This is a genomic window from Vibrio mangrovi (genome assembly GCF_024346955.1).
Taxonomy (GTDB): domain Bacteria; phylum Pseudomonadota; class Gammaproteobacteria; order Enterobacterales; family Vibrionaceae; genus Vibrio; species Vibrio mangrovi.
In genome coordinates, this window is sequence record NZ_AP024883.1 from 3,015,998 (window position 1) to 3,036,511 (window position 20,514).

Consider the following 20,514-nt stretch of genomic DNA (forward strand, 5'->3'; position numbering starts at 1 on the left):
ACACGGATTGTGTCTATTCAGTCAATGTGTTTATTCCGAACTGATGCCAGATAAAAATCAAAACCGATATGATAAATTTCAAATCTCTGTTTCGCTCTGTTAAAACGAAAGTTTTCCTGTTGTTCCTGCTTATTATCATCTCCGGCCTGTGGCTGACTTCCCATTACCTACTGACCTGGCTGAACAAAGAAATGGACTGGGAATGGTATGACATTGGCGGTGTACAGGTGACCCGGACCACTGATACTCATCAATTACTGTTTCGCAAAGTTTACCCTTTTCAGCAGGCCGTTATATTTACGTCTCTGACGCTGGATAACCGGTTTGATCTGTTCACGATATTCAAACAATCGTGCACACCACAGCAGTCATACACAGCAACCGTGAACGACGACAAAGAGCAAAAACAGTTTCCGCTCATCTGTAACGAAAATGGCCATGAACTGTCTTTTCGTCAGGTCATCTCTTCTCCTCCCCCTTTGACTATCACATTTAATCATCGGTCTGTGAATTTTCAGCCGAGTCACTGGGCACTGACATTTCTGAAAAAAGATCAGTTTATCCAGCAAAACAAACACTATTTCTGTACGAAAAAGCATTTCGATGCCTGTGAGTATGAGTGGTCCAGAGATTAAATATTAATCAGAGCATCTGACTCAACTGCTAACTCCGTCGAAATATTCTGAGATTTATTTGTCTGACAGAAATGAGGTTCCCGGAACTCTACCGTATTCAGGGTGAGCACCAATTTCCATAACTCTGTACCTGATTATGATGTTCTCCGTTCATCCAACAACGGAGATCTCTTATGCCCTCACGGACTGTTATTCCACAGCAAGGTTTTACCCTGGTTGAGTTGATGATTGTCGTCACAATCATCGGTGTACTGTCTTCCATTGCCGTACCGGCTTACCAGAACTACATCCAGAAATCAGAAGTGACCGCTGGTGTCAGTACAACCAGTGCTCTGACAACCAATATCGATCTATTCATTCAGGAAAACGGTAGGTTTCCTCCCGCAACGGGCCTGAGTGATATCGGAGCCAGCGCCACAATGAGTTCTCTCGGAACACTATCGCTTATTCCGGATACCGAGACAGCTGATCAGGGTGTACTGGAGTTCGAATTCAATACCACCACTTCTGTCTCCGGGAAGAAAGTACAGTGGCGTAAAAACCCGACAACCGGGTGGCAATGCGTTCAGAATGCCGCAGAACATATCAAAGGCTGCCTGAAAGGCATGATCGGATAACAAGCTTCAACCGCAGAGACTCAGATATGAGTGTATTACTTCAGCGCTTACAGTCAGAGCACCATCTGACACCAGAACAATTCACCATGATTGACGAGCGATGCAGGGATCATTCCGCTTCAGCGCTCCCGGTTCTGTTGGATTCTCAGTTAATAACAGCCCGGCAACTTGCAGATTTTATTGCCCAACATTTCAAGATGAGGCAGATCGATATCAATGATCATCCTTATACGGACACCTGCCGGCAACTGGATGTCAGTGATTTAATGATCCTCTACCTGGCTCTGCCGATAACCATTCAGAATGAATGGCTGACACTCGCAGTCGGCGATCCAACCATCCCTCATCTTCAGGAAGATTTTCAGTTTGCAACCGGACTCAATATTGATGTTGTTGTCGCTAACGCAGAACAGTTACAGGCGGCGATAAAACAATATGAGTCAGATTACAAAGCCGGTGCCAGCCTTCCCGCACAGAATCGTCTGGACGAATATGTCGTTCAGGAAGAAAGCGAATATCACCTGACAGAGAATGAGCAGCCGAACGACGCTCCCGTGACACAATTCATCCTGCAACTGATTCAGGAAGCGTACCAGAGAAACGCTTCCGATATTCACTTTGAGCCTTATGAGACAACCTATCGTATCCGGATGAGAATCAACGGATTACTACTCACCACTCATACGCCATCCAATAAGGTTAGTCGCAGACTTGCTTCACGGCTCAAAGTACTGGCAAATCTGAATATTGCAGAGCGCCGGTTACCACAGGATGGCCGGATAAAAATCAATCAGTTATTACCAACAGATTTAGATCTCAGAATATCCACACTACCGACCCAATGGGGAGAAAAAATTGTCCTTCGGCTACTCAACAGCCACCGCATGAAACTACATCCTGATCGGCTGGGCTTTTCTGAGCATCAGTATCATGCATTTATGCAGGCAATCCAGAACCCTCAAGGCATGATCCTGATTACCGGCCCAACCGGTAGCGGTAAAACAGTAACCCTTTATTCTGCACTGACCTGGCTCAATGACGATTCCCGCAATATCTCGACAGTAGAGGATCCGGTAGAAATTGTCCTCTCCGGTGTCAACCAAACCCAGATTAATGAAAAAATCGGACTCACATTCAGCCACATTCTCAGAGCGATGCTGAGACAAGATCCGGACATTCTGATGATTGGAGAGATACGCGATCCGGAGACAGCAGATATCGCCTTCCGGGCTGCCCAGACGGGGCATCTTGTTCTATCAACACTCCATACCAACTCAGCACGGGAAGCACTGACCAGACTATTACAGATGGGGCTGGAACCATACCATGTTCTGCCGACCATTCGCCTTATTGTGGCTCAGCGTCTGCTACGTAAACTTTGTCCCCGCTGCAAAATAGCAGCCGAACCAGCTCAGGAACTCGTCCATCACTGGCCCATTTTCAACAAAGGACATCTATATCAGGCTTCGGTTCAGGGCTGCCATGCCTGTGTTGCCGGATATCAGGGACGGTTCAGTATCTTCGAGTTGCTTCTCCCTGAACAATTGTCGGATCTTAAGCAAGTTCATTCATATAATCTGCCGGGTAGGGGGACGCAGTCGGCAGAATATCATGCTACAGATAGACTGTGGTATGAAGGACTCAATAGCGTTCATCTGGGAATCACTTCCTATGAAGAAGTTGTTCGGGTACTAGGATCACCATCCTCTCATTCCACAATGTCAGCAAGCGATGAACATCACACCAGTCAGGAGGGAAAAGCATAATGCCGCGCCCAGTACCGGAACTTCAGCGCTATTACTGGAAAGGAAACCGGACAGACCAACAACGCAGATCCGGACATGTTTGGGCTTTTTCTCAGGAAGAAGCTTTCCGACAGCTACAACAGAATCTAACCTCAATTCATCTCATTCGCCCGAATCCGCCAACACGATTGACCCGGTTCCTCAACCGGGCCCGATCTCAGGATATCACTCACATCATTCAACAACTGGCGATCATGCTGAACGCAGGTCTCCCGATCGTTCAGGCATTACTTCTGATTGCAACACAGTTTCCGCGTTTCGGAGGCAAAGTCATTCTGTTATATACCCACCATGCACTGATGAATGGCTCTTCTGTCACCGATGCTCTCAAACAAAGTTCATCAGCCTTCCATGGCCTGTATGGTGACATGCTTCATGCCGGAGAAATGTCCGGGAAGATAGCTGAAACACTAGCTCAAATCGCCGACTATCGGGAAAAAAAGGCACTTCTCCGGGCAAAGATACTGAAAGCAGCAACCTACCCGCTCATTGTTCTACTGAGTGCTGTTTCGCTCACTATTCTGATGCTGACTAAGGTTATCCCTGAATTTGCCGGGATGTTTCAGCACATGCACGCCGAGTTGCCCTGGCTGACCCGCCAAGTGTTGAATCTGGCCGGTCTGTTGCAGATCTGGGGAACACGGATTATCTGGTTCACGGCCACAAGCATATTCCTGCTAAAGACTTTCAGTCATCGTTTCATCCTCATCCCATCGGTCACAGATATTCTCCTGCTAAAAATCCCGCTATTCGGTACCTTGAGGACCAAAGCCATTATGATTCGCTGTTGTCGCACTCTGGCAACCTGCTATGATTGTGGTATTCCCTTGCTGGATAGTCTGAAAAGTGCCCGGAACATTGCTGGTTCTCTCGTGTATCAGACGGCACTGGAAAACATTCTGGAACAGGTTTCTGCGGGAAGCAGCTTACATGCAGCGATACAGAATAGTCACTGTTTCCCGGAGTTCGTGACACAAATGGTATTGATCGGAGAAGAATCCGGAACTTTAGGTCAGGTACTGACAAAAGTTGCAACACAGTACGAACACGATGTCGACCAGTTAATCGAACAGCTTGGTGAATTACTCGAACCCCTGCTTATCCTATTGCTTGGCGGGCTAGTCGGCGGATTAGTCATCGCAATGTATTTACCTGTCTTTAACTTAATGCAGGTGATGGGATAGTATAATAACAATCGCTATACCGAATAATCCCGCCATGGCCGGGCTACCGAATTAAATTGAGCGCAGTTGAATGGATGCATTTTTTACTTATCCCTGGTTATTTCCCGTTTTAGTCTCCCTGTTCGGGTTGATTATCGGTAGTTTTCTGAACGTCGTGATCTATCGTTTACCACAAATGATGATTGCCGGCTGGAAACAAGAGATTGCTGACACATTCCCGGAATACAATATCCCGCCACCGCCTCCGGAAGAAAATGTAACATTAAGTCTGCCGGCCTCGTTTTGTCCGCATTGCCACCATCCGATTCGTCCCTGGCATAACATTCCGTTATTCGGCTGGTTACTCCTCAGGGGTAAATGTGCCGACTGTAAAAACCGGATATCAGTTCAGTATCCTTTGGTGGAATTACTCACCGCCCTGACCAGTTGCACAATTGCAATTCATGGCGGTATCACGCTCTATACTGCCGCACTACTTCTCTTTACCTATGTAAGCATCGCCGCAGCTTTTATCGATTTGAACCGTATGCTGCTCCCGGATTCGCTGACCATTCCCCTGATTTGGCTTGGATTATTGCTGTCGTTGAGTCATATCAGTCCGGTAGATTTACAGGATGCCGTCATTGGCGCTGTAGCCGGTTATTTATCACTCTGGTCGGTCTATTGGGTGTTTAAACTGCTGACTAAAAAAGAAGGAATGGGCTATGGTGACTTTAAATATCTTTCAGCCCTTGGAGCCTGGATTGGCTGGCAGACTTTACCGATGGTCATTTTAATTTCCTCGGTGATTGGCGTTATTTTAGGTATCACACTACTACTGATAAAAAAAGAAGGAAACCGGACCTTTCCATTCGGTCCATCTTTAGCTATTGCCGGATGGGGTTGCCTGCTTTGGGGAGAACAGATTATGAGCTGGTATACATCAATCGTGTTAGGAGCATAATATGGCATTTGTTGTCGGTCTGACCGGAGGCATATCCAGTGGTAAAACAACTGTAGCGGATTTATTCCATCAGAATTTTTCTATCGATATTATTGATGCAGATGTGGTTGCCCGTCAGGTCGTTGAAAAAGGATCTCCGGGTTTAGCCGCTATTACAACCCACTTCGGTCAGGAAATACTCAATGATGACGGGACATTAAACCGCTCACGTCTGAGAGAGATTATCTTTGCCGATCAGCGTGAAAAATCATGGCTAAATCAGCTCCTTCACCCGATGATCCGGCAAAAAATGCAGACTGATCTGGCACAAACCTCCTCTCCCTACACTTTACTGGTTATTCCTTTGTTGGTTGAAAACCAGCTTCAGTCTATGACTGACAGGATATTAGTCGTCGATGTTGATGAAGAAACGCAAATCCAGCGAACCATGACCCGTGATGGAATCAGCCGTCAGCATGCCCAGAATATTCTTTCCGCCCAGGCGACAAGAGCAGAGCGTCTTGCAGTGGCTGATGATGTGATTAACAATAATGCAGTAAACCAGAAACTTTTGTCTCAAATCACAGAATTGCACCAAAAGTATCTAGCCATGAGCGGCAGAAATTTGTGAGAATAGAGCGGACTGAAATAAAGGCTGGCTAAATGACTACCCACCAATTCGAACATCCTCTGAATGAAAAGACTCGTATCTATCTGAGAGTTGAAGCACTGCTGGCCCAGCTTCACCGAGCCTCCCGGTTTCATGATAATGATCAGTATCAGCTTTTCTTCCGCGCGCTGTTCGACCTGCTGGATATATTTGAGCAAATTCAGCTCCGTAGCGAACTTGCCAAAGATATCGAGAAACAACGGATTATGTACCGGAATTGGTTAAATGTTGATGGTGTGGATCAAAACACATTGCTGGCATTACTCCGGGAGGTGGATGAAGTCCATTCAAACCTGATGAATGCTGAACGGTTCGGTGTGACATTGAAAGAAGACCGTTTTTTAATATCAGTTCGTCAACGCTTCAATCTGCCCGGTGGTTCATGCTGCTTTGATCTGCCCGCACTTCATTACTGGCTACACACACCAGCAGAGCAAAAGCAGCAGGACGCTCAGACATGGATGCAAACCCTGACACCACTCTCTTCCGCGCTGAATCTATGGCTGAAACTTGCCCGGGAAACCGGCCAGTACCGGGGTTACACGGCAAAGTCGGGCTTTTATCAGAGTGATGCTGAAGAAGCTAATATCCTGCGCCTGATGATCCCGTTAGAATATGGAGTTTATCCGATGATCTCAGGACACAAAAACCGTTTTGCGATCAAATTTATTGAATTTGAAACCAATCAGGCCTGCTCTCGCGATATTCAGTTCGAGTTGGCCGTCTGCTGCTAGAAGTACAGAAATTATGACGAATCAGAAAATCACTACCGTTCAATGCCCACAATGCGGTGCATCCGTTGTCTGGGGGGAACAGAGTCCTTTCCGGCCATTTTGTAGCAAAAAATGTCAGATGATCGATTTCGGCACTTGGGCAAATGAAGAAAATACCATCCCCGGTGCACCAGATATGTCCGATGCCGATGGCTGGTCTGAAGATTACGACAATTAATCTCCTCTCCGCTCTGAATAGAGCGGAACTCATATCAGGCCAACACTTTTTCTTCACTATCAACTCACCTCAACTGTTATCAATTTGCTTCAATTGCTGAAAATACCACCGAAGTCGGTTAGATTTTGCTCAGACATAATCCTAAGAATTGGATACAGGTCACATCACCCCGCCAATAAAACGTAAATACACAGTAAGGAATTGGCTTCGGTTTCGTCTAAAATGAAAAAAATACTTTTTACTGAGACATTGAATGACATTAGCCGATTCAGAAGTTCAACCGGATTCGTTTTCACAACATCTCTTTTATGACGAGAGCTTTATCCAACCGTTGAGACAACAGATGCTGAAATTTGCCATATTACAGGTTCAGGATGAACAACTGGCTGAGGATGCAGTTCAGGAAGCGATGATTTCAGCCTATCAACATATTGATAAATTTGAAAAACAGGCCGCCCTGAAAACCTGGATTTTTGCCATACTCAAGAACAAGCTTATCGATTTACTGAGAAAAGAAAAACGGACAACAGCCGCTAGTCAGCTTGAAACCGGTGAGTGTTCTCAGGGAGATGCGCTAATGGAAAAACTGTTTGATGATCATGGTCACTGGTATAAACATGAGCGTCCGGTGAAATGGCAACAGCCGGATAGCGGTATTGAAAACGAGCATTTCTGGCGGGTTTTCGATACTTGTCTGAATGCTCTGCCGGAACGCTACGGCCGATTGTTTATGATGCGGGAGTTTCTTGAGCTGGAAACACCTGAGATTTGCACCAATGAGGAAATCTCCGTCAGTCATCTGAATGTCACTCTCTATCGTGCCCGACTCAGACTCCGGGAATGCCTGGAAAACAACTGGTATTTATCGGAGGAGTTATCATGAACTGCAAACAGGCCACCCGCCTTCTCTCCGAACGAATGGATCGCTCGCTGACCACCAAAGAAAAATTAGCGCTTCGCATGCATGTTGCCATCTGTACAGGCTGTCGCCGATTCGGAACGCAGATGGATGATATTCGTTTATTATCAAAGCATTACATGAAAGCCGATCTCAAAGATAAAGAAGAATAAATTTTTTTTCATTTTTTGTGTAATAACCATCCCGGTTCGTCCGTCGAATAAGGGAAATTAAACAACACACTAGTGAGGAAACACTATGAATGCGTCAAAAACGTCTCTTGCTTTAGCTCTGACAACTGCCGTTGCACTTTCTGCTGCAACACTCCCGGCTCAGGCCGCCAGTAAAGAAAAATGCTTTGGTGTAGCACTTGCAGGGCAAAATGACTGCAAAGCAGGTCCGGGAACTTCCTGTGCCGGTACGTCAAAAACAGACTATCAGGGAAATGCCTGGAAGTTTGTTCCTAAAGGTACCTGTGCGGAGATGAAATCAGAAACATCACCGACAGGGCACGGGCAACTCGAAGCATTCTAAGTCGGACTTTATCTATGACTCAGCTTCGACCAACAACATCCACCGAAGACGTGCAAACGTCTTCGGGCTTTCCGCTCCTGAGTGGTATCAGCTTAAAACCCTGTTACTATCAGGCCATTCTGGAAGAAAAACCACCTGTCGGCTTTTTTGAAATCCATGCCGAAAACTATCTTTCAGCAGGAGGCCCAACCCGCCACTATCTGGAAAAAATCCGGGAACACTATCCAGTAACCGTCCACGGAGTCGGACTATCAATCGGTGGAGAGTCACCGCTGAATCTGACACATTTAGAGAAAGTGGCACAGTTAGTAGAGTGGATTGAACCGGTGTTTTTTTCCGAACACTTGGCCTGGTCCAGCCATTTCAGTCATTTTTTTAACGATTTGCTGCCGTTACCTTATACGCAAGAAACACTGCATCAGGTCTGTGAACATATTGAGCAGGTTCAGGAACGCCTGAAACGCCCAATGCTGCTGGAAAACCCATCTACCTATCTGCGCTTTAAAGAAAGTACGATGGATGAACTGGAATTTGTCTCAGCAATCGTACGACGCACCGGATGTCAGTTGTTACTGGATGTCAATAACGTTGCAGTCTCCTGTTTTAATCACCAGCAGGATCCTTACCACTATATTGAACACTTTCCGGGTCACTCTGTCAGGCAGATCCACCTGGCCGGATATGCAGTTGATCAAAACGGAACTGTGCCGCTCCGAATCGATGCTCATGATCGGGAGGTAACTGAGGATGTCTGGCAACTCTACCGCTATACATTGCAGCAATGGGGTGACACGCCAACTTTAATTGAATGGGACGGACAACTACCGGAACTGGCAGTCCTGCAACATCAGGCAGATATGGCCGATCAGATTCGCTCTCAACTTCGCCCCTATCAAAAACCGGAGGCACCGAATCATGCAGCAGCAATTTAGTCAGTCGATTCTGATGCACAGCGATGATGTACTGCCACAAATCGAAGCCACATCAGAAGCCGAAAAACAGGCACGTTTCGCGGTTTACAGAAATAATGTCTACCACTCGCTAACTGAAGCTCTGGAAGAGATCTATCCGGTTTGTAAGATGGTTGTCGGAGAGGATTTTTTCCGAATGCTGGCCGGACATTTTATCCAGAATCATCCGCCAGCTTCCCCAATATTGAGCGAGTATGGAGAAAACTTTGCCGGGTTTTCCCACCAGATTCCTCAACTCTCTTCATTACCTTATTTCGGTGAACTGGCTCAGCTTGAATATCAGTTACTGCAATTTACTCATGCCGCGGATATACCCGTGCTCTCTATTACCGAAATTCAGCAACGTCTGGAAAACATTGCCGATCCAACTCAATCATCCTGGCAACTGACCGAACCCTGTCGGCTATGGCAGACATCTTATGCTGTCGGTTCAATTTACGAAGCACATCAGCCAGACTCAGAACTGGCACTCAAGGATATTCAATGGGATGAGAGTGAATACCTGCTTCTGACCAAGAAAGATCACTATGGTCACTGCTACCGGCTCTCCGCTGATGAATTCCATCTGCTTTTGCAACTACAGCAAGGAGAAACTCTGGAGCAAGCCAGCCAACACGTTGAGGAATCTCAATTTCCGGCCTTATTTTCAACATTACTACAAAAACCCATCATCCGGGACATTCTGCCGCAATAGGAGCCTGTTATGTTATTTCAACTGCTGAAGAAAATATCCGACTCCCCGTGGACAGAATCGGTCATATTATTCCTGAGCCGTTTTGGTCTGGCTGCGATATTCTGGTTATCCGGGCAAACAAAAATTGAAGGGTTTGCTTTCAATTTTATTTCCGGCCCGATTCAACTGGGGTGGCCGGTCATTAAAGACAGCACATTTGTTCTATTTGAGTATGAATACAATCTGCCAATCATTTCTTACGTGTTAGCGGCTTACCTCGCCACAATTGCCGAACACCTGCTTTCTTTACTACTACTCACCGGATTCATGACTCGTTTAGCAGCTCTGGGAATATTTGGCATGACACTGGTCATTCAGATTTTTGTCTACCCCGATGCTTACCCAACTCATGCCACCTGGCTGGCATTGAGTGCCTGGATTCTCTATAGAGGTGCAGGGGCAATATCACTGGATCATTTACTACAGTCCCGGAAAACTGGAGCAGAGAAATAATACGGTAATACAATCCTATGAAACCACACGATATTTCAGGGGCTTAGGAGCCCCGATTCAGACCCATTTCTTTGAAATCTATTGATGAACAAATAAATATCGTTTGTCACGCTTTCAGAATTACTTTTCAAGCAACGGTACAACGTTGGGATTAGAACTCTTCTATAAGTGGGGCAGAAGAGCTGCGTTCAATTAACTCTCCAACGAAACGGGTTTCACCATGGATTGCATCGGGTGAATGAATCATATCCAGTGTTATTTCGACCACTTTACGCATCATCTCTTTGATCGGAATATCAATTGTTGTCAACGGCACATGCGCATAGTTCGACATACCCGAGTTATCAATACCAACCACAGATATCTGTTCAGGGATGGATAATCCACTTTCAAATAACGCTTTTTCTACACCGATAGCCATTTCATCACTACAAGAAAAAATCGCAGTAAATTTCACGTTCCGAGCCATGATCGTCTGACATGCCTGATATCCTCCTAAAAAATGATAATGGCCTGATTCAACAAGCTCCGGGCGATATGGTATACCAAATTCGGTTAATGCTTCCCGGTAGCCGGCCAAGCGTTCTTGTGCTGTTAGAGTATTCATGGTTCCAGTGATACAGGCAATATCACGATGACCAAGGCTTAATAGATGTTTAGTGATTGTATAACCCGCATTGAATTGATCAAATATCACACATGGAAGTCTCTCATCGGAAAAGTTTCGGCCGATAGTGACCAGAGGGACATCAATCGTTCGTTTCAGCTCTAGCATGGTCTCTTCTGATATCGTACGACTGTATAAAATAATGCCATCACAACGACGGCCAGACAGCATCAGGATGGCCTCTTTTTCCCGTCTGGAGTCATAACGTCCATCAGTCACAAAAATCTGCTTCCCCGCCTGTTCACACTGTTCCGCTGCTTGGTTTAGCATTGTCCCGTAATAAGATCCGTCATAACCAGGAACAATAAGACCAATAGTATTGGTCTTATTGGTTGCCAGCGCTCGGGCAAGAGTATTTGGTGTATATCCAAGTTTATTGATAGCTGTAAATACGCGATCTCTGGTCTTTGGAGATACCTGACCGGTACCATTGAGAACCCTCGATACTGTTGCTGAGGAAACTCCAGCCTCTTTACACACGTCAGCTATCGTTGCCATATACTCCCCTAACACTTATAACTAATTACAGTTTTTCACCATTTGAGCTAATCACATCTTTATACCACAAAAAACTCTTCTTACGGAGACGTTTCATCGTCCCTGTCCCGTCATCATGGCGGTCAACATAGATAAAACCGTAGCGCTTTCGGTACTCCCCGGTGCCGAAAGAAACACAGTCAATACAACCCCATGGCGTATACCCCATCAACTCAACGCCATCGAAACTGACAGCTTTCTTCATCTGTTCAATATGCTCCTTGAGGTAACGGATACGGTAATCGTCGTTTATTTCACCATTTTCGCCGAGGAGATCCTGAGCACCAAAACCATTCTCTACAATAAACAATGGCTTATTATAACGTTCATACAGTTCACCTAAAGAATAGCGCAGACCTACAGGGTCGATTTGCCATCCCCACTCAGATGCCTGGACATACGGATTTTTAATCACCCCGGTCAGCCCTTCCGAATCCTCTTGCTTATCTGCTTTAACAGCAATGGACATGTAGTAACTCAATCCAATATAGTCACAGACGCCTTCTTTGAGGACATCAAGATCATCAGCTTCCATCTCAATGTGGTAACCTTTACGTTCCCATTCTTTTAATACATATGCAGGATATTCACCACGCATGTGTACATCACTGAAAAAATAGCGGGTTCGCATGGCTTGTTGGGCGTGCATAATATCATCGGGATCACACGAATACGGATAGATCGGAACCCACGCAACCATACAGCCAATTTTAAAATCCGGATTAATTTTGTGGCCTATTTTAACCACTTTCGCACTGGCAACGAATTCATGATGAACCACCTGATACATACACTCTTCCGGACAAGCCTCAACCGTATAATCGACCCCCGAATTTGAGTACCCCATTAACTGAATATGTACATCACGCTGGTTATTGATCTCATTAAAGGTCATCCAGTATCTGACTTTATCTTTATAACGGTGCATTACTGTTTCTGCATAATGCACAAAAAAGTCAACTACCCGACGATTTTTAAAACCACCATACTCTTTTACAAGATGAAGAGGCATTTCAAAGTGAGACAATGTGATTACGGGTTCAATACCATGTTCTAACAGCTCATCAAACAGATCATCGTAATATTGAAGTCCTGACTCATTGGGTTCTACTTCATCTCCGTTAGGAAAAATTCGTGTCCAGTTAATTGAGGTCCGGAAACATTTGAATCCCATTTCGGCAAGCAGTGCAACATCATCTTTGTAATAGTCATAAAACGCGGTCGCTTCATGGTTTGGGTAATGATATCCGTCAAGAACCCCGTCCGTTATTTGACGGCTCGTATTCACGTCTCCCCCGGAGAGTACGTCAACAATACTTGGACCTTTACCGTCCCGGTCCCATGCCCCTTCGACCTGATGAGCAGCAACAGCTCCTCCCCAGAGGAAATCGTCTGGTAATGATTGAGTCATAATTTTCACTTACTTTTTGATTGTTAACATGGAAAAGCCGCACTAGAATTGTGCGCACTCTTCATCGAATAAAGAGTTAAGCCTGTAATGTGCGATGAATGTCGATGATTTCTTCGATAAGCTCACGTGCAAGCATTGATGTCATGATGTGATCCTGTGCATGAACCATGATAAGGTTGACCAGAATTTTTCCTTCCCCCTCATCCATACCAATAAGTTCAGTCTGAACTTTATGCGCACGTTTGGCCGCCTCTGTAGATTGAGCCAGAAGTTCATCGACCTCTTCCCACTGCCCCTGCTTAGCACATGCCAATGCACTCATCGCCCGACTTTTAGATTCACCAGCGTTGATAATGAGCTCCATAACAGTTGTTTCTAATTCCATAAATTATCTCCGGTAAAAGCAGGGGAACCCAACGGAGATCCCCTTGACTATGAATTAAAATGTAGCTATTCGCTTGGTTCAAACATTCGCAGTCTCTGCGTCAGATATTGTACGATGTGCTTCAATTTCAGCCTGTTCCTGAGTAATGAGCTGCTTCTCATAAATTTTGAAGAAGGGATAATAAATAACCAAATCAAGAGCAATAAGGGCAACCACTAAAACAGCATTGTTCATTTGCCAGCCTGCCCCCCATGCTGCCCCGATAGGTGCCGGAGCGGTCCATGGAACAAGAGAAACTACGTGTCCAACAACATCCATTTTGGTTAAAGCATAAGCAATTGTCGCATTTACCAAAGGTGCTCCTACAAATGGAATAAACATGATTGGATTCATCACCAATGGTGAGCCGAAGAGTACGGGTTCATTAATATTGAAAGCCGCAGGAATTACCCCTAAACGTCCAATTGTTTTCAAATGAACCGACTTACTCTTCAGATAAAGAAGCACAAGCGCAAACGTTGCACCGGAACCACCAATGACCACAAAAAACGACCAGAATGGCTCGATGAAGATTGCAGGAAGTGGTTGACCCGCTTCCAAAGCGGCTTGATTTAGCCCTAAATTATACAGATAAAACGGGGCCATAATACCGCCAACAATACTCGCACCATGGATCCCGGCAAACCACAGTAGTTGAGCTATAAGTGTTGCCAGTAAAATTGCCGGTAAGGAGTCCGATGCAGAAACTAATGGCTGGAACATCGCCATGATTGCCCCGGGAAGCAACATATCGAAATGGGCTTGGATAAACAGATTTAGTGGATAAATCGTCAGAATAATTACAACTGCCGGAACCAGTAAATTAAACGACTGGCGGATTTTATCCGGGACAGACTCTGGCAACCTGATACCAATATTCTTTTCTTTCAAGAATCTTGTCAGCTCAGGTACATAAATACCGACAACAATGGCAGTAAAAATACCGGTTCCTCCCATATACTGAGAAGCAAGAACACCATCTTTCATCGGTGCAGCAATGAGCAAGAACGTCATGAGAGACAACATTGCTGTCGGCAGAGTATCCAATTTATATGAATTTGCCAGATTATAAGCAATACAGGTCACAATATAGATCGACATGATGCCCATGCTCATATTAAACGGCAGCATTAGTTCATCAAAATATTCCTTCGATAAAGACAGCCATGCCTGACCAAAAACCGAAGTGGTATCCGGAGAAAAAGGAGGAAATGAAAAAATAAGCAGGAAAGAGCCAACAATCATAAATGGCATCGCTCCGATAAAACCATCACGAATCGCACCGATATGACGTTGAGATGCAAGTTTTCCTGCAATAGGCGTCAACCTATTCTCTAAAAACTGAAATAAAACATTCATTTGTCTGATCCTCCGATTATTCCATCATTGCAAGCGCGTCAGCTAAAATCTTGTCACCTTTCATCATGCCGTAATCCATAGCATTGATGACACTGATTGGTTTCCCGGCCGCATCCGCTTTTATTTTTAGATCTGCCAGCTTGTATTTAATTTGAGGACCAAGTAGATAACAGTCGTAATCGTTGTAATGTGAGTCAAAGTCTTCCATACCTACAGCATTGATTTCAGCCTCAATCCCTTGAGACTGAGCCGCCTGTTGCATTTTTTTAACAACCATACTCGTAGACATGCCAGCCGCACAGCAAAGTAATATCTTAACCATATAATTTATCCCTAATGTTTCACTCATCTATTTTTGTAGGGCGTTTTAGCGCTCAGGTATTATACTGCCACATAAATGTAAGCGCTTACAGTAAGCGCTTACATTTATGTGGCAAATTGTGATTAGTTACAATAAAAAGAGTAAAATTTGATCTTTTCCGTTAAATGGATCACGGTATTTATGAGGAAAAACTCAGGTAGAAATGTGGGGTTAATATCAGTTCAATCATTAAACGCAACACAGAAATAGTCAACTAGATGCTTACATAAAGCAATTCCATCTCCTGCATATCATCATAATCTCTGAAATATAAAAAAGCCGGGCTATATTCAGCCCGGCTTTAATCATTTTCGAATCAGTATCGTTTGGAGCAATTAAGCTTCATCACTATCAGTCACTGTTTCTTCATCATCACCGTTAGACTGTTCGATTTCAATCCGGGTGACACGTTGCAGGCCACGAGGTAACAGAGCACCTCTCCGGCCTCGTTCGCCACGGAAGTTATCCAGATCATCCGGTTTTAATCCCAGTTTCCGTTTCCCGGCGTAGAGCGTAATCATTGAGCCTTCAGGCAAAGCAATCAGGTGAGAAACAAATTCTTCCCGCGCTTTTGCCTTCGCTGACGGAATATTGATAATCTTATTCCCTTTTCCTTTACCTAACTGCGGCAAATCCTTAATTGGGAACAACAACATCCGCCCCTGATTGGTGATCGCCAGAATTTCATCGGATTCCAGACTACTCAATGGTTGAGGCGTCATGATCAAAGCATTCTCCGGCAAGTTCACCAGCGCTTTACCACTGCGGTTCTTGGACAGAAAATCGCTGCCTTTACAGACAAAGCCATATCCGGCATCCGAGCCCACCAGCCACAACTGATCCTCGTCTCCCATGACAACCTGACGAATCTGCGTCCCTTCCGCAACATTCAGACGCCCGGTAATCGGTTCTCCCTGAGAACGGGCCGATGGTAGTGTATGAGATTCCAGAGAGTAACTGCGCCCATCACTACCAAAGAACACAGCCTGTTGATTACTCTTACCACAGGCGTGAGTCAGATATTGATCGCCCGACTTGTAGCTCAGTCCCTGACAATCGATATCATGCCCCTTCGCATGACGAATCCAGCCTTTGTCCGACAGTATGACGGTAATCGCTTCACTCGGAACCAGCTCTCTTTCAGTCAGCGCTTTAGCTTCAGCCCGCTCGACTAACGGAGAACGGCGATCATCGCCATACTTTTCAGCGTCCGCTTTGATCTCTTTTTTTAGCAGTGTATTCAGACGACGCTCAGAGCCCAGCAATAATTCTAACTTCTCCCGCTCTTTTTCCAGTTCATCCTGTTCACCACGAAGCTTCATCTCTTCGAGTTTGGCTAAGTGACGGAGCCGTGTATCCAGAATCGCATCAGCCTGAATTTCCGTAATTCCAAACCGCTCCATCAGAACAGTTTTGGGGTCATCTTCTGTCCGGATGATCTCGATAACTTCATCAAGGTTCAGATACGCGACCAGTAAACCTTCCAGAATATGTAATCTGGCCAGAACCTTATCTAAACGGTACTGTAAACGACGCTTCACTGTCGTCCGGCGAAACTCAATCCACTCAGACAGAATTTGTGTAAGTCCTTTCACCTGAGGACGATTATCCAGACCAATCATATTCAGGTTGACCCGGAAACTTTTTTCCAGGTCAGTCGAGACAAACAAGTGATTCATCAAGACATCGCAATCAACTTTCTTCTTACTTGGTACGATCACGATTCGGGTCGGATTCTCATGATCAGATTCGTCCCGTAAATCTTCAACCATCGGCAATTTCTTCGCCCGCATCTGGTTGGCAATCTGCTCTAGTAATTTTGCGCCGGAAACCTGATGTGGAAGTGCCGTAATGACAATATCGCCGCCTTCTTTATGCCAGAGAGCCCGCATCTTGATGCTTCCCCGGCCAGTCCGGTACATTTTTTCAATATCTGCACGTGGAGAAACAATTTCCGCTTCTGTCGGATAATCCGGTCCCTGAACATATCCCATGATTTCATCCAGACCAGCCTGAGGCTGATCGATTAGATGAATCGCAGCATCCGCAATTTCCCGGACGTTATGGGGTGGAATATCCGTCGCCATACCGACAGCAATACCGGTTACGCCATTGAGCAGAATATGAGGTAAACGAGCCGGAAGCATCTGTGGTTCACGCATGGTACCGTCAAAGTTCGGTTGCCATTCAACCGTTCCCTGTCCCAGCTCACCCAGCAGAATTTCAGCAAAACGAGAAAGTTTGGCTTCGGTATAACGCATCGCCGCAAAAGATTTAGGATCATCCGGCGCTCCCCAGTTTCCCTGACCATCTACCAGCGGATAACGGTAAGAGAAGGGTTGAGCCATCAGAACCATAGCTTCATAACAGGCTGAATCCCCATGCGGGTGATATTTACCCAGTACGTCACCCACCGTCCGGGCAGATTTCTTGTACTTAGACGAAGCCGACAAACCAAGTTCTGACATCGCATAAATGATGCGACGCTGAACCGGCTTAAGACCGTCCCCGATGTAAGGCAGGGCACGGTCCATAATGACGTACATCGAGTAGTTCAGGTATGCGTCTTCCGTAAATTTACGTAACGGCAGCTGTTCTACCCCGTCAAAACTAATATCTGTTGCCATGTTTATACCTCTGCCAAATCACCGTTGCGTTGCAACCAGGTCCGTCGGTCGTCAGCTCTTTTTTTGCCCAGAAGCATGTCCATCATCTCATCGGTCGCTTCTACATCATCAATAGTAAGCTGGACAAGCCGACGGGTATTCGGGTCCATCGTTGTTTCGCGCAACTGAAGCGGGTTCATTTCACCCAAACCTTTAAAGCGCTGAACGTTGATTTTAGCTTTCTTCTGGCTCAGTCGTTCCAACACACCGTCTTTTTCCTGATCGTCCAACGCATAGTAAACCTCTTTACCACAATCGATCCGGTAAAGGGGCGGCATTGCAACATAAACGTGTCCGGCGCGAACCAAGGCAGGAAAATGACGGGTAAACAGGGCGCATAACAGAGTCGCAATATGTAGTCCGTCTGAATCCGCATCCGCCAGAATACACACTTTGCCATAACGCAGGCTTTCCAGATTATCGTTGTCCGGGTCAATGCCTAAAGCAACAGAAATATCATGGACTTCCTGAGAAGCCAGCACCTGATCCGCTGACACTTCCCAGGTATTTAAGATCTTACCCCGGAGCGGCATCACTGCCTGAAACTCACGATCTCTGGCCTGTTTTGCACTACCTCCGGCAGAATCCCCTTCCACTAAAAACAATTCAGTACGACTGAGGTCCTGAACAGTACAGTCGGTCAGTTTCCCCGGAAGGGCTGGCCCTGAAGCGATTTTCTTACGTACAACTTTCTTACTGGCTCGCATCCGGCGGTGTGCATTGGCAATACAGACTTCCGCCAGTTGTTCGGCAAGCTGCGGCTTTTCATTCAGCCACAGGCTGAATGCATCTTTCACGACACCGGAAACAAAAGCTGCGGTTTGGCGGGAGGACAGACGTTCTTTAGTCTGGCCGGCAAACTGAGGATCCTGCATTTTGACAGACAAAACATAGGAACAGCGTTCGAAAACATCTTCACCAGTCAGTTTCACACCTCGGGGGAGTAAATTACGGAATTCACAAAACTCCCGCATCGCGTCCAGTAATCCCTGACGCAGCCCGTTAACGTGAGTTCCACCCAACGCGGTCGGGATCAGGTTCACATAACTTTCAGTGATCATGTCCCCACCTTCGGGTTGCCAGATCACCGCCCAGGTTGCGGCTTCCGTTTCGGCTTTGAATTCCCCGGTAAAAGGCTCCTCAGGTAAAAGAGTGTATCCTTTGACACCTTCTGCGAGATAATCTTTCAGACCGTCTTCGTAGAACCAGCGATAGGAATTCCCATTCACTTTGTCTTCAAACGTAATCTCCAGCCCCGGACATAAAACAGCCTTGGCACGAAGATTATTGACCAGCCGGGTCACAGAAAAATTACCTGAGTCAAAATAAGCACTATCCGGCCAGAAATGGACACTCGTTCCGGTATTTCTGCGGCCACATGTGCCAGTGACATTCAGATCGACAACTTTATCGCCATGTTCAAAAGCAATTTCATAAATCTGCCCGTCACGACGAACGGTTACTTCTACACGCTTGGACAGTGCATTAACAACCGAAATACCAACCCCGTGTAATCCACCGGAGAACTGATAATTCTTATTTGAAAACTTACCCCCCGCATGGAGCTTACACATAATCAGCTCAACGCCAGAGACTTTCTCTTCCGGGTGAATATCAACAGGCATACCTCGCCCGTTGTCGGTCACTTCCAGAGATTGGTCAGAATGAAGAATAACCTGGACCTTCGATGCATAACCGGCTAACGCTTCATCAACACTATTATCGATGACTTCCTGCCCCAGATGGTTCGGACGTGCGGTATCGGTATACATCCCAGGCCGACGACGTACTGGTTCTAAGCCATTTAAAACTTCAATGGCACCAGCATTATATTGTTCAGTCATATTTCGGGATGCTTATATCAATCAATGATTCTAACTTTGCGCTCAAACTGTAAACATTTCGAGAAAAATTTACAGCTGTCACTGAAAACTTTTATACAGTATGACACTAGTCATACGTGGGAATAGATAGAGACTTCAATCCTCCGTTTCCCCACAAATACCTGAGGTATAGTCTGGAAGAGAAGGCTTTATGTCAAGAGTCAGTCTGGTTACCGAGCTGATTTCTGATATTTTTCTCAATGCGTGTCAAAGTTCCAGAAAATCGAGAATCGCAGCAGCATAACGTTCAAAACCAATAAAACTATGGTCACCATCCTGCTCCACGGTTTGCCGGGCGTGATGAAATTTTTCAACTGCCTGCCGATAATCAAGGACTTCATCCCCCATCTGTTGCAACAGCCAAAACTGGCTGGGATCAGCCAGCACTTCTACATCCAGAGCCCTTAGTTCATCGATATGAGATGATTCAAGTCTATATGTTTCATGTGTATACGGATTTACCTGTTCTCCCAGATAATCCTGTAGCAGCTCATAGGGACGAACAGCCGGATTCACTACAACAGCTCTCAGATGAAATACGGAATTCAGCCAGACTGACAGAAAACCACCGAGAGAACTACCTACCAGACCAATGCGATATGTCTGCTGGTGTTCCCTGACCAGTGTGGAGAGCATTTGAGCTGCATCTTCCGGGAAACAAGGGAGTTGCGGAACAATAACACGGATATCAGGGCGGTATTCCCGGCAGTATTGCTGCATCACCATCGCTTTATGTGATAAAGGGGAACTGTTAAAACCGTGGATATATATCAGTAAAGAAGGTTTACGCATTCATTACCTCTTGCTCCCGATACCCCATGTCCATGGTCATT

General features: G+C 45.8%; 22 protein-coding genes. 14 read left to right on the forward strand and 8 right to left on the reverse strand.

From position 1 onward, the window contains the following. Positions 1-68: 68 nt before the first annotated feature. The 14 genes from OCU74_RS13290 to OCU74_RS13355 all read left to right on the forward strand — a co-directional run bounded on the left by OCU74_RS13290 (position 69) and on the right by OCU74_RS13355 (position 10,373). Entirely contained in the window at positions 69-635 is a 567-nt protein-coding gene (locus OCU74_RS13290) for a hypothetical protein (RefSeq protein WP_143693214.1), read from the forward strand. A 173-nt stretch (positions 636-808) separates the two neighbouring features. After that, positions 809-1,252, forward strand: a complete 444-nt coding sequence (locus OCU74_RS13295) for a pilin (protein WP_087481282.1) — start codon at positions 809-811, stop codon at positions 1,250-1,252. A 26-nt stretch (positions 1,253-1,278) separates the two neighbouring features. Then, complete coding sequence (locus tag OCU74_RS13300) at positions 1,279-3,018, forward strand: GspE/PulE family protein (RefSeq protein ID WP_159457426.1); 1,740 nt, start codon at positions 1,279-1,281, stop codon at positions 3,016-3,018. Beyond that, positions 3,018-4,241, forward strand: a complete 1,224-nt coding sequence (locus tag OCU74_RS13305) for a type II secretion system F family protein (protein WP_087481280.1) — start codon at positions 3,018-3,020, stop codon at positions 4,239-4,241. Before OCU74_RS13300 ends, OCU74_RS13305 begins: the two co-directional genes overlap by 1 nt. Before the next feature lie 70 nt (positions 4,242-4,311). Beyond that, complete coding sequence (locus OCU74_RS13310) at positions 4,312-5,184, forward strand: prepilin peptidase (RefSeq protein WP_087481279.1); 873 nt, start codon at positions 4,312-4,314, stop codon at positions 5,182-5,184. Position 5,185: 1 nt separating this feature from the next. Next, complete coding sequence (coaE, locus tag OCU74_RS13315; RefSeq protein WP_087481278.1) at positions 5,186-5,794, forward strand: dephospho-CoA kinase; 609 nt, start codon at positions 5,186-5,188, stop codon at positions 5,792-5,794. Positions 5,795-5,826: 32 nt separating this feature from the next. Next, positions 5,827-6,567: a cell division protein ZapD gene (zapD, locus tag OCU74_RS13320; protein WP_087481277.1), complete on the forward strand. Its 741-nt coding sequence runs from the start codon at positions 5,827-5,829 to the stop codon at positions 6,565-6,567. A 13-nt stretch (positions 6,568-6,580) separates the two neighbouring features. Then, entirely contained in the window at positions 6,581-6,784 is a 204-nt protein-coding gene (yacG, locus tag OCU74_RS13325) for a DNA gyrase inhibitor YacG (protein ID WP_087481276.1), read from the forward strand. 253 nt (positions 6,785-7,037) lie between these two features. Next, entirely contained in the window at positions 7,038-7,667 is a 630-nt protein-coding gene (locus OCU74_RS13330; protein WP_087481275.1) for an RNA polymerase factor sigma-70, read from the forward strand. Next, the gene (locus tag OCU74_RS13335) at positions 7,664-7,855 is read left to right on the forward strand and encodes a zf-HC2 domain-containing protein (RefSeq protein WP_200807734.1); all 192 of its coding nucleotides are present in this window, start codon (positions 7,664-7,666) and stop codon (positions 7,853-7,855) included. Before OCU74_RS13330 ends, OCU74_RS13335 begins: the two co-directional genes overlap by 4 nt. Before the next feature lie 85 nt (positions 7,856-7,940). Continuing rightward, on the forward strand, positions 7,941-8,216 hold the full coding sequence (locus OCU74_RS13340) for a BufA1 family periplasmic bufferin-type metallophore (RefSeq protein ID WP_087481274.1): 276 nt from the start codon (positions 7,941-7,943) through the stop codon (positions 8,214-8,216). 14 nt (positions 8,217-8,230) lie between these two features. After that, positions 8,231-9,148 (forward strand): MNIO family bufferin maturase, encoded by a 918-nt coding sequence (bufB, locus tag OCU74_RS13345; RefSeq protein WP_087481273.1) that lies wholly within the window; start codon positions 8,231-8,233, stop codon positions 9,146-9,148. Further along, positions 9,132-9,881, forward strand: a complete 750-nt coding sequence (locus OCU74_RS13350; RefSeq protein WP_087481272.1) for an HvfC/BufC family peptide modification chaperone — start codon at positions 9,132-9,134, stop codon at positions 9,879-9,881. The genes bufB and OCU74_RS13350 overlap by 17 nt, the downstream gene beginning before the upstream one ends. A gap of 9 nt (positions 9,882-9,890) precedes the next feature. Continuing rightward, entirely contained in the window at positions 9,891-10,373 is a 483-nt protein-coding gene (locus OCU74_RS13355) for a DoxX family protein (RefSeq protein ID WP_087481271.1), read from the forward strand. A 151-nt stretch (positions 10,374-10,524) separates the two neighbouring features. On the opposite strand, the gene OCU74_RS13360 is transcribed toward OCU74_RS13355, so the two are convergent. From OCU74_RS13360 to yqiA, 8 genes are all read right to left on the reverse strand, one after another. Beyond that, a complete protein-coding gene (locus tag OCU74_RS13360; protein ID WP_087481270.1) occupies positions 10,525-11,538 on the reverse strand; it encodes a LacI family DNA-binding transcriptional regulator in 1,014 nt (337 codons plus the stop codon). A gap of 25 nt (positions 11,539-11,563) precedes the next feature. Next, positions 11,564-12,988, reverse strand: a complete 1,425-nt coding sequence (locus tag OCU74_RS13365) for a 6-phospho-beta-glucosidase (RefSeq protein ID WP_087481269.1) — start codon at positions 12,986-12,988, stop codon at positions 11,564-11,566. Between the two features lie 76 nt (positions 12,989-13,064). After that, entirely contained in the window at positions 13,065-13,373 is a 309-nt protein-coding gene (locus tag OCU74_RS13370) for a PTS lactose/cellobiose transporter subunit IIA (RefSeq protein ID WP_087481268.1), read from the reverse strand. A 78-nt stretch (positions 13,374-13,451) separates the two neighbouring features. After that, complete coding sequence (locus tag OCU74_RS13375; RefSeq protein ID WP_390623656.1) at positions 13,452-14,780, reverse strand: PTS sugar transporter subunit IIC; 1,329 nt, start codon at positions 14,778-14,780, stop codon at positions 13,452-13,454. A gap of 7 nt (positions 14,781-14,787) precedes the next feature. Beyond that, entirely contained in the window at positions 14,788-15,093 is a 306-nt protein-coding gene (locus OCU74_RS13380; protein WP_087481266.1) for a PTS sugar transporter subunit IIB, read from the reverse strand. Between the two features lie 374 nt (positions 15,094-15,467). Beyond that, a complete protein-coding gene (gene parC, locus OCU74_RS13385; RefSeq protein ID WP_087481265.1) occupies positions 15,468-17,759 on the reverse strand; it encodes a DNA topoisomerase IV subunit A in 2,292 nt (763 codons plus the stop codon). Between the two features lie 2 nt (positions 17,760-17,761). After that, a complete protein-coding gene (gene parE / locus OCU74_RS13390) occupies positions 17,762-19,642 on the reverse strand; it encodes a DNA topoisomerase IV subunit B (protein WP_087481264.1) in 1,881 nt (626 codons plus the stop codon). Positions 19,643-19,888: 246 nt separating this feature from the next. Further along, positions 19,889-20,473, reverse strand: coding sequence for an esterase YqiA (gene yqiA / locus OCU74_RS13395; RefSeq protein WP_087481263.1), 585 nt, complete (start codon positions 20,471-20,473; stop codon positions 19,889-19,891). Positions 20,474-20,514 lie beyond the last annotated feature (41 nt).

Excerpts from the sequence above, each read along its gene's own strand:
- OCU74_RS13290 (WP_143693214.1), top strand. The coding sequence starts at position 69 with ATGATAAATTTCAAATCTCTGTTTCGCTCTGTTAAAACGAAAGTTTTC.
- OCU74_RS13295 (WP_087481282.1), top strand. The coding sequence starts at position 809 with ATGCCCTCACGGACTGTTATTCCACAGCAAGGTTTTACCCTGGTTGAG.
- OCU74_RS13300 (WP_159457426.1), top strand. The coding sequence starts at position 1,279 with ATGAGTGTATTACTTCAGCGCTTACAGTCAGAGCACCATCTGACACCA.
- OCU74_RS13305 (WP_087481280.1), top strand. The coding sequence starts at position 3,018 with ATGCCGCGCCCAGTACCGGAACTTCAGCGCTATTACTGGAAAGGAAAC.
- OCU74_RS13310 (WP_087481279.1), top strand. The coding sequence starts at position 4,312 with ATGGATGCATTTTTTACTTATCCCTGGTTATTTCCCGTTTTAGTCTCC.
- coaE (WP_087481278.1), top strand. The coding sequence starts at position 5,186 with ATGGCATTTGTTGTCGGTCTGACCGGAGGCATATCCAGTGGTAAAACA.
- zapD (WP_087481277.1), top strand. The coding sequence starts at position 5,827 with ATGACTACCCACCAATTCGAACATCCTCTGAATGAAAAGACTCGTATC.
- yacG (WP_087481276.1), top strand. The coding sequence starts at position 6,581 with ATGACGAATCAGAAAATCACTACCGTTCAATGCCCACAATGCGGTGCA.
- OCU74_RS13330 (WP_087481275.1), top strand. The coding sequence starts at position 7,038 with ATGACATTAGCCGATTCAGAAGTTCAACCGGATTCGTTTTCACAACAT.
- OCU74_RS13335 (WP_200807734.1), top strand. The coding sequence starts at position 7,664 with ATGAACTGCAAACAGGCCACCCGCCTTCTCTCCGAACGAATGGATCGC.
- OCU74_RS13340 (WP_087481274.1), top strand. The coding sequence starts at position 7,941 with ATGAATGCGTCAAAAACGTCTCTTGCTTTAGCTCTGACAACTGCCGTT.
- bufB (WP_087481273.1), top strand. The coding sequence starts at position 8,231 with ATGACTCAGCTTCGACCAACAACATCCACCGAAGACGTGCAAACGTCT.
- OCU74_RS13350 (WP_087481272.1), top strand. The coding sequence starts at position 9,132 with ATGCAGCAGCAATTTAGTCAGTCGATTCTGATGCACAGCGATGATGTA.
- OCU74_RS13355 (WP_087481271.1), top strand. The coding sequence starts at position 9,891 with ATGTTATTTCAACTGCTGAAGAAAATATCCGACTCCCCGTGGACAGAA.
- OCU74_RS13360 (WP_087481270.1), bottom strand. The coding sequence starts at position 11,538 with ATGGCAACGATAGCTGACGTGTGTAAAGAGGCTGGAGTTTCCTCAGCA.
- OCU74_RS13365 (WP_087481269.1), bottom strand. The coding sequence starts at position 12,988 with ATGACTCAATCATTACCAGACGATTTCCTCTGGGGAGGAGCTGTTGCT.
- OCU74_RS13370 (WP_087481268.1), bottom strand. The coding sequence starts at position 13,373 with ATGGAATTAGAAACAACTGTTATGGAGCTCATTATCAACGCTGGTGAA.
- OCU74_RS13380 (WP_087481266.1), bottom strand. The coding sequence starts at position 15,093 with ATGGTTAAGATATTACTTTGCTGTGCGGCTGGCATGTCTACGAGTATG.
- parC (WP_087481265.1), bottom strand. The coding sequence starts at position 17,759 with ATGGCAACAGATATTAGTTTTGACGGGGTAGAACAGCTGCCGTTACGT.
- parE (WP_087481264.1), bottom strand. The coding sequence starts at position 19,642 with ATGACTGAACAATATAATGCTGGTGCCATTGAAGTTTTAAATGGCTTA.
- yqiA (WP_087481263.1), bottom strand. The coding sequence starts at position 20,473 with ATGCGTAAACCTTCTTTACTGATATATATCCACGGTTTTAACAGTTCC.